Source organism: Sinorhizobium fredii (assembly GCF_002944405.1).
Classification (GTDB): Bacteria; Pseudomonadota; Alphaproteobacteria; order Rhizobiales; family Rhizobiaceae; genus Sinorhizobium; species Sinorhizobium fredii_C.
This window is the reverse complement of record NZ_CP024310.1, coordinates 1205254-1220381: the sequence shown is the minus strand read 5'-3', so window position 1 is coordinate 1220381 and position 15128 is coordinate 1205254. Positions and strand designations below refer to the sequence as shown.

Below are 15128 nucleotides of genomic sequence, written 5' to 3'. Positions count from 1 at the left end.
CTTAATGGTGGGGTAGAGAACGGTGCGTCTGTAAGTCTTGTTGTCGACCAGCTCGAAAGGCTTGATAAATCTACTTCGACAAAAGGTTACTCATCGCGGTGGGCTAGATCGCGATCAAATGGTCTATAATAAGAAACACGTAATTCAGTAGTTGTAAATGCTTATAAATCGCAGGCTTATAGTTTTTCACAAAAGTTTACTGGCTGCTGGGCGGTCAGGCGCCCTGGCATGCAAACGCCACCAGGGCGGGTCAGGAAATCGAGGTCCCCGGGAGATGAATTCGCCACCTGCGGCGATCGGGTCGTGGCCGATCCGTATCTCACGAGAAAGGTGTGACGCTCGGCAAGAGTATATCTAAAGGCATATGGCGTAACCCGGATGAAGAAGTTAGTCTTCTACGCCGTACTTGAGGTTTAGACATAAGCTTTCGATGAAAGTGTAATCGATCAGGCGCCATCCGGCGCATTGCCATAATGGTCATGGCGTCAGCCCCTCTTTTTTCACCGAGGTGGGCGGAAACATGCAAGCACGAAGCGTTATCGAGATTGTGGAGTCTCGCGGGCGGCTGCCTGCTGAACTTATCGTGGCCGGGTACTGGGCAAGCCAGGCCGGTGTTGTGGTCTATGTTCTGAATGGCGTCGCCCCCCAAGCGATCAATCTGGTTCTGGACCCGATCGTGACGACGCTGCCTTTGTCGATCCCTGGCGTGCTTTATGTCAGCCTCAACGACAAGGCACGCGTTTGCGAGGCTGTACGAGGCGCCGACGAGATTTATGCTGCGACCGGCATTTTCCGTCGACTGACGGCGCACTACGGCATCGCTCCGAGCCTCATCCGGTCCGTCACCGCCGCCATTCCGAGACTGGAAAGTCGCACGCTCCAGTCCGAAAGAGACGTCCGGGCGCCAAAGAGCGCTAGGCCCCATCTTCTCATGCCGATCCCGGCCATCCATTACATCCGCTGGGGTGCGTCGTACACGTCGAGCAGGCATCCGACCAAGATCGCCATCTGAACCGATTCTAGTCGAGTTCGAAATGCTCCTTGTAGTCCTGCCGCAGGTGCGACGGCTGATCCTCCTTCCGCAGAAAGCAGTTGCCGACGACGAGACATTCGATCTCGGTACCCATGAAGCAGTGGAATGCGTCCTCCGGGGTGCAGACGATCGGCTCGCCGCGGACATTGAAGCTGGTATTGACGAGGACAGGGCAGCCTGTCCGCTCCTTGAATGCGCTCAGCAGTTCCCAGTACCGTGGATTGGTATCCTGATGCACCGTCTGCACCCGGGCGGAATAATCGACATGCGTCACCGCCGGGATATTAGATCGTGGAACGTTGAGGCGGTCTATGCCGAACAATGCAGCCTCGTCGGGAGCGAGGGGCAATCGCCGCCCGCCGAGCACATCGGCGACGAGCAGCATGTAAGGACTGTCGGCATCGATGTCGAACCACTCCGCCAAGTCCTCGCGGCGGACAGAAGGGGCAAAGGGACGGAAGCTTTCGCGGTATTTGACCTTGAGGTTGAGGGTCTTTTGCATCGTCGGAGAGCGCGGATCACCCAGGATCGACCTTGCACCGAGCGCCCGCGGTCCGAATTCCATCCGTCCCTGCATCCATCCCACCGCCTTCTCGTCGACCAAAGAGTCGACGGTGCGCGCGATCACCTGGTCGTCGTCGAGGACGGTATAGACGGCGCCCACGGCCGTCAGACGCTTCTCTATGTCGCGTTGGTCGAAGGCGGGACCGAGATAGGCGCCGGCCATGCGGTCCCGCCCGTCGGGAGTGCGGCCGTGTCCGAGATAGCCGTGCCATGCGGCCAGCGCCGCACCCACCGCGCCGCCCGCATCGCCGGCCGCCGGCTGGATCCAGATGTCGTCGAAGATCCGCTTTCGAAGAAGCTTGCCGTTTGCGACGCAATTCAAGGCAACCCCGCCGGCAAGACATAGGTGACGCTCGCCGGTTTCCCGCCGGGCATAACCCGCAAGTTTCAGAACGACTTCCTCGGTGACGGCCTGTATCGAAGCGGCGAGATCCATCTCGCGCTGGGTCAGCGGCGACTCCGGCTTTCGCGGCTCGGCGCCGAACAGACGATGAAAGGCGGAGGATGTCATGGTGAGACCGGTGCAGTAGTCGAAATAGCGCTGGTCGAGCCGAAACGAGCCGTCCTCCCTCAGGTCGATCAGGTTATCGAGTATTTTCTGCGCGAATAGCGGACGGCCATAGGGTGCCAAGCCCATCACCTTATATTCTCCGGAATTGACCTTGAATCCGGTGTAGTAGGTAAAGGCGGAATAGAGCAGCCCGAGGGAGTGCGGAAAGCGTATCTCCTTCAGTATCTCGAGATCCTTGTCCCGGCCATGGCCGAGCGACGTGGTGCACCACTCGCCAACTCCATCCATCGTCAGCACCGCGGCGCTCTTGAAGGGCGACGGAAAGAAGGCGCTTGCCGCATGCGCCAGATGATGCTCCGTGAACAGGAGCGAACCTGACCATTCCTTTGATCCGGAAAGCTTCCCCAATTGCCTGCGCAACAGGTTCTTCTGAAACAGCTTTTCCTTGATCCACAGCGGCATCGCCATCCTGAAGGAACGGAAACCGCGCGGACTAGTGGCAAGATAGGTTTCCAGCAACCGCTCGAATTTCAGGAATGGCTTGTCGTAGAAGACGACGTGATCGACGTCCGCCATGTCGCATTCGGCCGCAGCCAGGCAATAGGCCACCGCATTTGCCGGAAATCCGGCGTCGTGCTTCTTGCGCGTGAACCGCTCCTCCTGCGCGGCAGCGACGATCAGACCATCCTCGATCATCGCAGCCGCGCTGTCGTGGTAGAATGCCGAGATACCGAGAATGCGCATGGCGTCGGCTCAGAACAGGGTGTAGATGAACGGCGCCACCGCGGTACCCTGCGTCAGCACAACCAATCCGCCAAACACTCCGAGTATGATGAAGATAGGTAGGAGCCAGAACTTCTTGCGGACGCCCATATAGGCCCAGAGTTCACGGATCAGTTCCATATCCATTTCCTCCACTCATCAACCGACAACGCTCTTGTCGCTTTACAACCGCCTGCGTCAGAACTGATTGCGCATCGTCGTCGGGTCCGGTTCATGCGGTTGCCGCTCATTCCAGTACGTGTGCGCACCTTTGTCGAACGCGGCGACGAGCGGATCGTAGCCGCGCAGCCTCAAGAAGACCCCGATCGGAACGAAGGCTACCGCATAGATCAGAAGCATCACCACGGGATTGACGATTTTGAACAGCAACAGGCCGAGTTTCATCCACAGCCGGTTCGGCAAGGCGAGCCAGTCGGGAGAGGCAAACGCCAACAGGACGAGAACACAGCCGATGGCCGCAAGCCCCGTAGTGATCGGAGTGAGCCCGCCGCTGATAAACCACCGCGCGAGAACAAAAGCGAGGAGGATGCCACCGACCGTGTAGCCGAAGCTGCGGTTCGACGGCCCCTCCAAGGCATGCTCGGAAAAAGACTCGTGCGCCTGGTTCATCGGGAACGCCCTCAGCGGCCAGTGCTAATCTCTAAAATAGGATACTGCTCGAAATGCAATCGCCTGCATTGAGGAATAATATAGGACGCATCGTATAGAACAAGCGGCGACCGATCCGGTCAATATACCATTGGATATAGAGAGCAGGCGACGCCTGGTCGGGACCAAGCGGTACAGCGGCATTGATCAAACTTGCTGCGCCAGGCCACTTTTTGGGGGGAGACTCTATCGGCAAAACGCCGTATATTCCGCCGCACAAAAATGCTTTCGTATCAAATTCCTATTCTGAATTCATTTGTGTGAGTTCAAGTGCAAGAGATACGATTCTTATCTGCCAAAGCTGTCAGAACAGACAAGTCGGGATCGGCCGCCTGAACAAGGCGGTCTGCAAAGGCACGACTTGCTGGACGGCTCGTCAGAGAGGAAAAGATGTCATGACGAAGCGGCATCTCGGGCTTGTGGCATGCGCCGTTCCTGGCCTGTATCTGTTGTTAAGCCCAGTCTACGCTCTACTGCATTACCAGCTTTTCGCAGCTGAACCCCCGCATTTCGTCCGCTACGTGCTGATCCCGGGCGTGCTGGGAGCCGCGGTGATCGCCATCGGCTTGATTGCGAAGCCGCGCATTTCCGTACTTGTCGGCATCTGGGCCTCGAGCATGCTGCTCGGCCTCTTCCTCTTCGAGGCGATGCACACGGTCTCGGTGGTCTCAGTCCGGTTGGAAATGCTCGGCCAGCTCAGCGAGGCGCAGGCTGAAACGCTCAGGCGCAACAAGAACATCGTGCCCGGTTTCACGCTTCGAAGCCTGAACCGGCTTTCGGGTACCGACGAGCTACCCGAGGCGCTGCTGTCGGGTTTTCCGGCGACCCAGGTGGTGCTGTGCACGTCAAAGGACGGCATTGTCAGCTATACGGCGGACCGGTACGGCTTCAACAATCCCGACGATGTGTATAGTCGCCGGCTGGATTTGATGCTCCTCGGAGACTCGTTCGTCGAAGGCTTCTGCCTGCCTCCGGGCGAGGACCTCGCATCGAGCGTGCGCGCGGGCGGCGCTACCACAGCGAGCATAGGCATTCGCGGAAATGGTCCCCTGGTCGAACTCGCAATGCTCGGTCGTTTCGGTGAGCTTTTGCGTCCCCGCCACGTGATGATGGTTTTTGTTGAAGGCAACGACTGGGAGAATCTGGAGCGGGAACTCGCCGTGCCCTGGCTTCGACAAGCGCTTTCGCCGGATGCGAACTTCGGTTTGCAGTCGACGGCGCAAGCGACCATGCGCGAGGCTCGCAGCATTCTGGCGGAGCGAAAAAATGCCCCGGTGACGAGTGTCGACCTGCTCACGAGAACATCCTTGCTGCGCAATTTCGTCGCCCTGCAGCAAACTCTCGCACGGCTGGGGTTGGTTTATCCGAAGATTGCCGGCGACAGGCCGGAGTTCAGAAAGATATTGCACCGCGCAAAAGAACTGGCCAAGGGCTGGGGCGGCACTTTCACATTGGTCTACGTGCCGAGGATGGACAGGTTCATCGGGCCGTTCTCATCGGATCGCCCCTTCGATCCGCTGCGGAGGAGGGTACTCGATGCTGCCGCGGCAGAGGGGATTCCCGTGCTTGATCTTCACGAGGCCATACGCGCCCAGCCCGACCCTATTCTTCTGTATGCGCCCGATGCTCATTTCAGTCGTGCCGGGGCCAAATTCGTTGCGAAGGAAATCCTCCGCTCCATCGCGGTGAAGGAGACTGGCCTTCCGATCACCGCAGCGATCAAACGACCTTGCGGCGAAGCATGCCTGCCTCCGATGGCGACCCCGTGATGATCAATTCGAACCTAGCTGCAGCCGCTGAGAAATATTGGCGAGCTCCACGCGGGTCGTGATGTTGAGCTTGCTGTAGACGCTATGAAGGTGAAGCTTGACGGTGCCGGGTGCTATTCCAAGCCGCAGGGCTATTTCGCGGCTGCGCAAACCTGCTGCCGCAAGGCGGGAAATCTCGAGTTCACGCGGGGTCAACTTCTGCATGACCGCGCGGCGTTCGATGTCGCGTTCACGAATTCGATCGATCTCCGCAGTCAAACCTTGATCCACGACAGACGTTCGGCCGGCCATCACCGCCCGAATGCACTCGACAAGCGCACTTGGCGCCTGTTCCTTGAGAACGATGCCGCGCACACCAATTCTCATCGCCTCGGCAAGTTCCTGATCGCTGATATCGGCGGTCAGAAGGACGCAGGCGAGTTCCGGCCGATCGCCGTGCAGGCGGCGAATGAGGTCGAGGCCGTCGATTTCGGGCATTCGCAGATCGGCGACGACCAGGTCGACCGGCCGGGTCGAGACGACCTCGAGCGCCTCGGCAGCCGTTTTGCATGTTGCAACCACTTGCCAGCCGGGCTCGGCGTCGATCAAGCGGCGCAACCCGTCCAGGACGATCAGGTGGTCGTCGACGACCACGATACGCGGGCTCACGGATGGGCCGGTATCTTGATGGTTATCCGAGTCCATTGCTCCACCCTGTCGATCGAGAGTTCTCCTCCCCAGGTCGCCACGCGCTCTCGAAGGCTCCGCGGACCGACCTTGCTGCTCTCCAGCTCCGCATGCTCGAGGCGCCGGTCAAAGCCGAAGCCCGTTCCGTCATCGTCCACGGTGAGGACCACGGCCCCGCCGTCGAGCCGGAGCCGGGCCTCGAGCGTTCTTGCATGCCCATGACGTGCCGCATTGGCCGTCGCCTCTGCAATCATCCGCATCAGTTCGTCGATGATCGATGACGGCAAGCGGAGGTCTTCGGGTTCCAGAAGGAAGCGAAAGTCGATCGACCATTGCCGCCGCAAGCGCTTGGCCAGTGCCTCCAATCGCACCACCAGCGGCGAGTCCTTCGCGCCGCCGTGATCGGATCCCGGTTCGAGCGCGCGAATGAGAGCGCGGAGCTCTCTTTGTTCGTCGTATAGCATGGCTTGCAAGGCCATCAGACGCCTGTCGATCTCCTCGGGCTCGGCCTTCGACGAGCGCAGGCTTTGCAGCTGCAAGGCCATGCCCGCCAGGGTTTGCAGCACCCCATCGTGTATATCTCGTCCGATCTTGATGCGTTCCTCAAGGGCGGCTGCGTCGCTGAGACGGCGCAGCAAAATTGCTTGCTCGAAAAGCGTCTTCAGCCGGTCGGCGACAATTTCCGCCATGGCAACGTCGTCGAGTGTCGGGGCAGGGGGATCGAGGAGAAACAGGCGCGCCTCGACGTCGCTCGCGTGGAACTGCACCGAAATCGCCGAAGTGATCGAGAATTCGGCGACGAGGGCGGGGGACGCCGGCAACTCGTCTCCGCGCCATCGATCGAAACGTCCCTCGCCGCGGTGAATGAGGGCTCGCGATCGCTTTGCGTCGATGATCAGAAGACTTGCATGCTCCAGCGCTTCGGGTGTCCACGGCAGATAGGCGGTCGGCGACAAATGCCTCACCTCGCATGCGCCGTTCTCCCATGTGGCAAGATGGGTCCAGGGTTCGTCGCCGTCACTCCAGATCAGCAGTGCGCGGCCGACGCGCATCACCTGCGCGGCATAATCCAGCGCCGCCTCGGCCGGCCAATCACGCCCGTCGGGCGCGCCGGGCGTCCGCTCGACGAGCCGCAACAACTCGGAGCGCACCGCCTCCTGATGAGTCCCGAGCCATGTGAGAAGAACCGTTGCCGTCAGCAGGAAGAGTATGAACGACAGCGCGACTGCCGCGTCGACGTCCGAGTTGAAGGGCCAGACGGTATTCGAAAGCGCCAGATATGCGAGGATCGCCACGCCGATGAAACCGGTCCACAAGGCACCGCGCCAGAGCCAGTGCAGCGTCGCTGTCAGCTGGACGAACGGCATGAGCATGAAGACCGGGCCAGACACCCGGCCGGTAAGCAGCGCCAGGGCAACCAAAGTGGCGACGTCGATGATATGCCGCACGAGGGTCCCGCGGACCCTATGGACCTGGGCCTTCCAAACGAAATGGGCTGCAGCGATGGCGTAAGCGAGATAAGCGACGAGCAGCCAGAAAACGAGTTGCGAGCGCGCGGGCCAGATGGCGGCATCGAGCCATGTAATCCACAGGCTGCCGATCGCCAGGACGATGCGAGCGATGGCGATGACCGCGTCCGAGCGAGCCCGGAATGTATTGATCCAAGTCTGTCGATTGGTCGCCGGGGCCAACCCGTTTTCGGCCCGCACTGTGGAAATCGCGGAGGCCCAGTACTTCACCGCCAAGTCCTCTCTTCAGGCAGGCAATCAACCCCGGTCTTTCGGCAGGCCAGAGGGGATTATGTCGAATTGCATTTCCAAAGACCAGATTCGTTGCCGACTTTCCGGCTCCGGAGACGAAAGCCGCCTCGGCTAGTCCTAAGGCGCATGTGGACGGAATCTGCCGTGTACCGCCGGGCGCCTGCCAGTCGGGGAGGCCCAGGCCACCACCTCGATGCACGCGCCGTCGCCGCATAGAACGACGAATCCGCGTTTTGAATGGCATTGAACCTGTCCGACCAAACCGATGTAACGGCCGGCGTTCTCGAACTCCACGGCTGCGTCGATACGGACCCGCTCGCCGCTGTAAAAGGAAAATGCACCGGGGTAGGGGGCGCCGACTGCACGGATCAGCCGGAGCACGGAGACGGCGGACGCATTCCAGTCGATCAGGCCGTCCTCGGCGCTTCGCTTCGCACAATAGCTCGCCTGGTCATGATCCTGCTCTCTCCGTGGGGGATTATCCGTCTCGACGAGCGCGATCGCCTCGACCACCATCTCGCGCAAATTCGTTGTGTGCTTTGCATAGAGGTTGCGAGCGGTTTCGTCGGCCGCGACGGCGAACAGCCGCTGAAGCAAGATCGGGCCGGAATCGATGCCTTCATCCAGCCAGAACAGCGTTGATCCGGTCACTTCCTCGCCGCGCAATATCGTCCAGGGAATGACCGCGCGACCGCGCAGACGCGGCAAGGCGGCAGGATGGAACCCGATCGTACCCAGGCGCGCGACATCTCGAAAGGCCTGCCTGCAGACCTGCGACCAGCCGATGACGAAGGTGAGGTCGGGCTCGACCGCCGCCATCGCCTCCAGCACGTCCGGCTGATTGATATCCGACGCGTAGCGAACGGCGCAACCGGCGGCGCGCCCCATGGCCCCCAAATCGGCAAAATCGGAGTGGCGCCCGGCCAGCTCAGGCGGCAGGGTGACAACGAGCGTAGGAGCGCGCCCCATCCTTATGAGCGCTTCGAGAGCGATTACGGAGCTCTCCACGGCACCGACGAAAACGATACGCATGATCCAACAACCGCCGACTATCGACGAGCGCGGGATGTCATTTCCCGGCGGCAACGAACGATGTGATGCTATGCTGGCCGCATTGAACTCCAAGGACGACCATGATGTCCAGTGCAGGAACCAGACAAGTCCGCCGCGACAGCACCTTGGATTTGCGCCGCGAAAGGAGAAGGCGGCCGCCCTTGCCCTCGGATGAAGCGGCGTTTCAGAATTGGTGACCCGCCGTATTCGCGCCAAGAAATGGCTAAAAGATGAAGCGATTGAATAAGATATACGTAGCTTCCGAAACTACAGGTGGCGATGGGGAACTAAATTATTGCGCCCTACTAAACATTTCACTAATCTAGAACGATAGCGAAAATTGTTGCTTAAGATGGTTTCCATGACGACGTTCGTTTCTAATGGCAGCCTCTCTGCTCGCTCCCACTACCGAGAAAGCGTTGAGCTTGCCGTTCAGCGCAATGGGAATTCGGTAGGTCTGCTAGATGCTTGGGCGCTCGTCAAACGGCGCATGCGGCTCCTTGCGACAGTGATCGTCGGGTGCACTTTGCTCTCTGCGATCGCATCATTCACGCTGCCAAAAACCTACACGGCCAGTTCTGAAGTCGTGCTCGAGCGGAAAGACGTTCGACCGTTTGCTACTGACGCTTCTTTGACGACCGTCGACCGTGATCGCTCTGCAGCAGAAACCGAGATGGATGTCTTGCAGTCCAGACAATTTGCCGGCCGCGTGGTCGACAGATTGGAGCTCATCAACAATCCCAGCTTCAACCCCTATGCTCGCCAGGCCAAACAACCGCAAAACATCGGTGGCGGACTTCTTGCGTACTTACAGGGAATAATCGGAATCGATCAGTCGCCCGATCCGGTCAGAACTCTGCCGGATCTGAAAGCTCAACGGGACCGCGCAATCTCGACACTGCTGCCCCAGCTCAATGTCAGCCGGACCGGAGAGAGCCTTGCGGTAAGAATTACCGTATCGAATCCCAGTCCCAGGCTCGCTCAGGAAATCGCCAATACGATTGCCAAGCTGTACGTCGAATCCTCGCTCGAATTCAAGCAGGACGAGCGGATCGCCGACAAGCAGCGGGCCATTAATACGGGCGGCGCGGTCGGGTTCCTCCGGCAAAGCATGACGCAGCCGCTTCTGGTCACATTGCGGGCAGAAGAGGCCCGATTGCTGCAGAGCAAAGCGGAGATCGCGGCGAAGTTCGGCAAGAACCACCCTCAGATGATCGATGCAGATTCGCAAATCGCGGGCGTACGCAGCATGATCGAAGAGGAGGTTCGGCGCATCTTGTTGGACCTTGAGGCGGAATCGCTGAAGCCGAGCGCCCGGATCGTATCGGCGGCGGAACTCCCGAATTCACCATCCTTTCCCAAGGCAAGCATCATTGTTCCGGCGACATTTGCCGGGTCGACCTTGTTGGCCTTCTTGCTCGCCCTCCTGTTCGAGGCGACTGATACGCGAATCCGCAGCGGCCAGCGCACCGCCGAACTCCTGAGAATTCCCAACTTGGGCTATGTGCCGAAAATCCCGAAACATTTTTCGTCGCACGGCACCAAGCGATCGTCATGCATACCGGACTGGAGCAATGTGACATCGGCCGAAGCGGAGCGTTCGATCTATATGGCGTCCCGCTTCTCGGAAGCCAAGCAGCTGCATCGCGTCGTGATGGTCACCTCATGCCGTCACAACATTGCAAACGCATCGACTGCGTGGGGAATTGCAACGGCGGCGGCCGCAGACGGCCGCCCCACCGCCTTCGTGAACCTGGACTTCCATCAGCACAGCATTCCCTTTTTGAAGAGCATGGGGCGCTCACCCGAACTCCTCGAGCGCTATCTCAACAATGAAGCGACCCTCGCCGATGTCGTGCAAACGATTCCGACCTTGCCGGGCCTAGGTTATCTCGACGCGACGCTGGCAATGACGGAGCCGTTCAGACTCATCGACTCCGACAAGCTATGTGAACTGATCCAGGCGCTCAGGCAGAGCGGGTATGATTTCATTGTGCTTCACGCCCCGCCCGTCCTCAGCTCGGGCGATGCGACTTGGCTCGCACCCTTTGTCGACGGGGTCATCCTGATGGTGTCCTGGGGCGAGACAACCGAGGACCAATTGTTGGTGGCCGTTTCCCAGCTTCGGATGAATCATGCGCCACTGATCGGCACGGCAATCAATCAAGTCAATCCTGACATTCATAGACGCCACCGCTACGGAGGCTACGTGATAACCTCGAGGCGTTTTCCGGCGGGTGGATGGATCAGGAGCCGGTCCCGCGGAAATGGTGCGATCGCCGATCGCCCGATCAAGGAAACGAATACCTCGTCGGTCCTTTCGGTGAGAGCCGCGCCCAATTCTCCGTCGAAGATGGTGTAATTCGGCAACCCGAAGCCGGGCCGGCGCTCGTATTTGCTGAAACCGAGCAAGGCTCGTCTGTCGGAGGAGATCGTCTGAAAGGGCGGGCCCACAAGCTTTCCGTCGGTCTCGGCTCCAGCGTTTGTTGTAGAACGGAGAATCCAACATGAGCAACGGGCGGCCGCGGACCGTGTGCTTTCCTTTCATCGGGGATTTCATAGGCGGCAGTCATCTGTCCGCCCTCGGACTGATACGAAATCTTCCGAAACCGTTGTTCGCGCCGCTCGTTGTCCTCCATGATACCGAGGGGCCGGTGGCGGAACTGTTTCGCCGCGAAGGTATCGACTTTGAACCAGCGCCCGTCTTGAACCGCCTGGAGCGGGCCGGCGCGCGCAACGGCACGGCGGCGCTCAATGTCGCCCGCACTCTTCCGGCGCTTGTCAGATATTTGCGGGGCAGGGACGTCGCAATCGTGCACACCAACGACGGTCGCGCACATCTCATGTGGGGTCTCGCAGCCCGATTGGCGGGATCGAAGCACCTCTGGCACCACCGTGGCGACGCGACGTCCTTCGGCTTGCGACGCATCGCGCCCTGGCTTCCGAACCGTCTCGTGGCCGTTTCGAAATTTGCCTCGCCACGCCCTGGATTTATTTCAGCGGCGGCCAAATGCAGCGTCGTCCATAGTCCATTCGACGTCATGAAAGCGAAAGAGGTCGAGCGGGAAGACAGTCGAAGAAACATCATCGCCACGATTGGGTGCGCGCCGGAAACAAGGCTCCTCGGATATGTCGGAACCCTGGTCGATCGCAAGCGGCCAATCCTTTTCGTCGAGGTGCTTGCGGCTCTGCGGCGGCTGGAGCCGAGTTTAGAGTTTGCCGGGCTGTTCCTGGGAAACGCTCTGAACGGGCTTGACGACGCCGCAAGATCGCGCGCGCAAGCCCTTGGGGTCGGCGACCGCGTGCATTTCATGGGTTTCCGCTATCCGGGCGAGCCTTGGATCGCGGGGCTGGATGCTCTTTTGGTGACGGCGGTGAACGAACCGCTCGGAAGAACGCTCGTCGAAGCAATGCTGCTCGGAACGCCGGTCATTGCAGCAGATTCGGGTGGCAATCCCGAGGTCGTAGAGGACGGCGAAACGGGCATGCTCGTTCGCCCGGAGGATCCGGACGAATTCGCAAGAGCTTGCCTAAAACTGTTCGGCGACTCCGGCTATCTGGCGCACATCGTGGAAACGGCGCGCAACCAAGCACGCGCCCGCTTCAGCATAGAGCGCCACGTGCACGCAATCACGGCGGTCTACGAAGACCTGCTGCGCACGGGCGGCATTAAAGGCGCCGACCGAGTGCAGGCCCATAGCCGGTGACGGGGCAGTGATATGCGGCGCGAGGCGACAGTGTCACACCTAGGCAAAACAACGACACTTCACATTCATTCCGATACCCACCTGCGCGCGCCGGCCTTGCCTGCAATCGAACGTGCCTTCCTCTATATGGGCGTGTTCCTGGCGCCCTATGCAACACTGCGGTTTTCCGAGCTATTCTTTACGCTCAGCGATTTCTTTTTCTGCCTCAGTCTTTCTCTTCTTTTCATAACCGGGCGGATCTGGAGCAAGCCGCTCGGCGAAGCAACGCCGCTTTGGCTTATCGCGTTCACGCTCTTGTTCGTCGGGCTAATGGTCGGCAGCCTCTTGCATGACAGCCCCGAACGAGGGCTGATCGTGACGGCGCAATATTTGTTCGCCTACGTATTCCTGATGTTCATTCTGATCCGAGATGAGCCCAGGGTAGCCTATCGTTTGGCGGCCATTTTCCTGGTCAGCATGGTTGTCATCGATATTCACGGCATCATTACCTTCTACACGGTTGGCTATGTGCCTGGAGAAGGAAAGGGCGTCGTTACCGGTGGACGGCGTTTGGCGACAGTCCTTCGCAACCCGAACTTGGCTGCGGCGATGAATGCCCTGACGCTGCCAATTCCGCTCTTCTTGTGGGCGACCGGCCGGATCAAGTCATACGTCGCCTTACCGCTAATAGCGATATTCATAGGTACGGTGATACTTACCAGCTCGAATAGCGGTCTGTTCGTAACGTTGCTTTGCCTAGGCGTCTTCACGGCGTTTCTTTCGACGCCCAAGCTGTTGCTACGGTTGGCGCTTGCCGGCGGCATACTTGTTGCGGCTGTGGCGGGCTTTGGAAGCAAGGACCTGTTGCCCAAGACATTTCAGACGCGTGTTTTGGGCGCGCTTTCCTCCGGCGACATATCCGAAGCGGGAACGTTCGTTTCGAGAGCCGCGCTGATCGAGGAAGCACTCCAGACGATATCCGATAAGCAGATTGCCTTTGTGGGTTTGGGAGCGGACGAGTTCCGGGAGAGAAGTGTACAAACCGCTCCCGTTCACAATCTCTATCTTCTCCTCTGGGTCGAAGGCGGGCTGCTCGCGCTCCTGGGCTGGATCATGTTTTCGGCCGTCCTCCTGCTGCATGGGTTTACGCTCAAAAGGGGCGGAGGAGATAAGAGGGCGCTGGCAGCGATGACGACGACCATTGTGGTTTTTCTGACGATTGCCCTGTTCAATCCGCATATGTACGCGCGCTATTGGACGATCCCTATTTTCTTGTGCTGCGGACTCGGCCTCGCGCAATTCCGCCAGATCGCAAGATCTTGAAGGCGCGGAACTTAAGGCCGAGGGCTTTGTCGTTCACGCAATCAGGCGGCTAACCGCGTCGCATCATATCTATTCATGTGTCGCGGTTTTATGTCGAAAAAATAGTTGGCGAATAGTTGGAGAGGAAGTACGTTCAGGGCCGAACGGTAGTAAAGCTGTTCGGGTTGCTAATCAGGCGTGCATGCATTATCATATATTCTTCGTTTCACTTGTTTTGTGAACGAGAGCAGCCAATTCCCCCGCATGAATTTGAAATAGCGCGTGCTGACGTCCGCGGCTAGAAGATTGTAGTCGATCGCATCTGCTGGTGGGACGTCCGCGATGCGTGCAAGCAGAATTGAAGGCAAGTTCAAGCAGCCGCTCATATGAAAGGCTATGATGATGCCCTCGCAGCCCGCTCGCATTGCTTACATCGCAGGTTACGGACGCAGCGGGACCACCTTGCTCGACATTGCGTTGGGGCAGCACGATGCCGTGCTGGGGGCGGGTGAGATAACGTCGCTCACACGGCATGTTTGGCGTCACAACGAATATTGTGCCTGCGGCAATCGGATTCGGGACTGCCGTTTCTGGAGCACCGTTTGCCAGGAATGGCTGGCGAACTCGGACCCGACGCTCATGTCGGAGTATTGCGGCCTTCAAGAAAAATTCGAGGGTCTGCCCGTGCTTGCACGGATGTTTTCCGGGCTCAGTCTCGGCAAACAATTTGCGGCCTATGCGCTGCACACGGAGCGTCTGGTGAACGCGATGCTTACCTGTTCCGGCAAGCAGGTCATCGTCGATTCTTCGAAATTGCCGGGAAGGGCGATGGCGCTTGCGCAGATACCGGGAATTGACATGCGGGTCATCCACATGGTGCGTGACGGGCGCGGCGTGGCCTGGTCATTGCTGAAACCCTATGCGCGCGACGCGAACTCGGGATTGCAGAAGGAGATTCGGCCAAAATCGGTACTTAGAACGGCGCTGCGATGGAGCATAGTCAATCTTGCGGTCGAATATCTCTCGCGACAACTGGGCCCTGATAAAGTGCTGCGTGTGAGGTATGAGGATTTCGTCTCCGACCCCGTCGCCATCATGCGGCAGATCGGGGCGTTTCTGGAGCTCGACCTCCAACAAATCGGTTCTTCTTTGCGGAATGGCGAGCCGGTCGGTCCAGGGCACCAGGTCGCGGGCAATCGGCTGCGCATGAATGGATCTGTCGCACTCACGAGGGACGAGTCTTGGCGGGCGCGGATGCCGGCCGGCCAGCAGCTCTCGTTCGAGCGGCTGTGCGGCTGGATGCTCAGACGCTACGGCTATCTTTAAGCATCGCCTGCAGGAGCGAGGGAAAAC

General features: G+C 59.4%; 12 protein-coding genes. 6 read left to right on the top strand and 6 right to left on the bottom strand.

Annotation, left to right across the window (positions count from 1 at the left end; all coding sequences use genetic code 11):
• Nucleotides 1-520 precede the first annotated feature (520 nt).
• A complete protein-coding gene (locus NXT3_RS29290; protein WP_104841207.1) occupies nucleotides 521-1012 on the top strand; it encodes a hypothetical protein in 492 nt (163 codons plus the stop codon).
• Between the two features lie 7 nt (nucleotides 1013-1019).
• Here NXT3_RS29290 and NXT3_RS29285 read toward each other — a convergent pair whose 3' ends face one another.
• The 3 genes from NXT3_RS29285 to NXT3_RS29275 are packed head-to-tail and all read right to left on the bottom strand — an operon-like array spanning nucleotide 1020 to nucleotide 3500.
• Nucleotides 1020-2852: a carbamoyltransferase family protein gene (locus tag NXT3_RS29285; protein WP_104841206.1), complete on the bottom strand. Its 1833-nt coding sequence runs from the start codon at nucleotides 2850-2852 to the stop codon at nucleotides 1020-1022.
• 9 nt (nucleotides 2853-2861) lie between these two features.
• On the bottom strand, nucleotides 2862-3011 hold the full coding sequence (locus tag NXT3_RS29280; protein ID WP_082912469.1) for a DUF5989 family protein: 150 nt from the start codon (nucleotides 3009-3011) through the stop codon (nucleotides 2862-2864).
• Nucleotides 3012-3068: 57 nt separating this feature from the next.
• Nucleotides 3069-3500 carry a hypothetical protein gene (locus NXT3_RS29275; protein ID WP_037416804.1) on the bottom strand — a complete coding sequence of 144 codons (432 nt, stop codon included), beginning with the start codon at nucleotides 3498-3500 and terminating at the stop codon, nucleotides 3069-3071.
• A gap of 434 nt (nucleotides 3501-3934) precedes the next feature.
• Between NXT3_RS29275 and NXT3_RS29270 the strand changes: the two genes are divergently transcribed.
• Nucleotides 3935-5308: a GDSL-type esterase/lipase family protein gene (locus NXT3_RS29270; RefSeq protein ID WP_104841205.1), complete on the top strand. Its 1374-nt coding sequence runs from the start codon at nucleotides 3935-3937 to the stop codon at nucleotides 5306-5308.
• A gap of 3 nt (nucleotides 5309-5311) precedes the next feature.
• Here the strand turns inward: NXT3_RS29270 and NXT3_RS29265 are convergent, their stop codons facing one another.
• The 3 genes from NXT3_RS29265 to NXT3_RS29255 all read right to left on the bottom strand — a co-directional run bounded on the left by NXT3_RS29265 (nucleotide 5312) and on the right by NXT3_RS29255 (nucleotide 8766).
• A complete protein-coding gene (locus NXT3_RS29265; protein ID WP_097524519.1) occupies nucleotides 5312-5992 on the bottom strand; it encodes a response regulator transcription factor in 681 nt (226 codons plus the stop codon).
• Nucleotides 5953-7713 (bottom strand): sensor histidine kinase, encoded by a 1761-nt coding sequence (locus NXT3_RS29260; protein WP_097524723.1) that lies wholly within the window; start codon nucleotides 7711-7713, stop codon nucleotides 5953-5955. Before NXT3_RS29260 ends, NXT3_RS29265 begins: the two co-directional genes overlap by 40 nt.
• 138 nt (nucleotides 7714-7851) lie before the next feature.
• Nucleotides 7852-8766 (bottom strand): methionyl-tRNA formyltransferase, encoded by a 915-nt coding sequence (locus NXT3_RS29255; RefSeq protein WP_037416810.1) that lies wholly within the window; start codon nucleotides 8764-8766, stop codon nucleotides 7852-7854.
• A 382-nt stretch (nucleotides 8767-9148) separates the two neighbouring features.
• On the opposite strand from NXT3_RS29255, the gene NXT3_RS29245 reads away from it, so the two are divergent.
• From NXT3_RS29245 to NXT3_RS29230, 4 genes are all read left to right on the top strand, one after another.
• On the top strand, nucleotides 9149-11149 hold the full coding sequence (locus NXT3_RS29245) for a polysaccharide biosynthesis tyrosine autokinase (RefSeq protein ID WP_037416977.1): 2001 nt from the start codon (nucleotides 9149-9151) through the stop codon (nucleotides 11147-11149).
• Between the two features lie 145 nt (nucleotides 11150-11294).
• A complete protein-coding gene (locus NXT3_RS29240; RefSeq protein WP_037416815.1) occupies nucleotides 11295-12494 on the top strand; it encodes a glycosyltransferase family 4 protein in 1200 nt (399 codons plus the stop codon).
• 30 nt (nucleotides 12495-12524) lie between these two features.
• On the top strand, nucleotides 12525-13796 hold the full coding sequence (locus tag NXT3_RS29235; protein WP_423828012.1) for an O-antigen ligase family protein: 1272 nt from the start codon (nucleotides 12525-12527) through the stop codon (nucleotides 13794-13796).
• Nucleotides 13797-14174: 378 nt separating this feature from the next.
• On the top strand, nucleotides 14175-15101 hold the full coding sequence (locus NXT3_RS29230; RefSeq protein WP_104841428.1) for a sulfotransferase family protein: 927 nt from the start codon (nucleotides 14175-14177) through the stop codon (nucleotides 15099-15101).
• Nucleotides 15102-15128 lie beyond the last annotated feature (27 nt).

Coding starts and splice junctions, on each gene's coding strand:
- NXT3_RS29290 (WP_104841207.1), top strand. CDS start 521: ATGCAAGCACGAAGCGTTATCGAGATTGTGGAGTCTCGCGGGCGGCTG.
- NXT3_RS29275 (WP_037416804.1), bottom strand. CDS start 3,500: ATGAACCAGGCGCACGAGTCTTTTTCCGAGCATGCCTTGGAGGGGCCG.
- NXT3_RS29240 (WP_037416815.1), top strand. CDS start 11,295: ATGAGCAACGGGCGGCCGCGGACCGTGTGCTTTCCTTTCATCGGGGAT.
- NXT3_RS29230 (WP_104841428.1), top strand. CDS start 14,175: ATGATGCCCTCGCAGCCCGCTCGCATTGCTTACATCGCAGGTTACGGA.
- NXT3_RS29245 (WP_037416977.1), top strand. CDS start 9,149: ATGACGACGTTCGTTTCTAATGGCAGCCTCTCTGCTCGCTCCCACTAC.
- NXT3_RS29265 (WP_097524519.1), bottom strand. CDS start 5,992: ATGGACTCGGATAACCATCAAGATACCGGCCCATCCGTGAGCCCGCGT.
- NXT3_RS29255 (WP_037416810.1), bottom strand. CDS start 8,766: ATGCGTATCGTTTTCGTCGGTGCCGTGGAGAGCTCCGTAATCGCTCTC.
- NXT3_RS29285 (WP_104841206.1), bottom strand. CDS start 2,852: ATGCGCATTCTCGGTATCTCGGCATTCTACCACGACAGCGCGGCTGCG.
- NXT3_RS29280 (WP_082912469.1), bottom strand. CDS start 3,011: ATGGAACTGATCCGTGAACTCTGGGCCTATATGGGCGTCCGCAAGAAG.
- NXT3_RS29270 (WP_104841205.1), top strand. CDS start 3,935: ATGACGAAGCGGCATCTCGGGCTTGTGGCATGCGCCGTTCCTGGCCTG.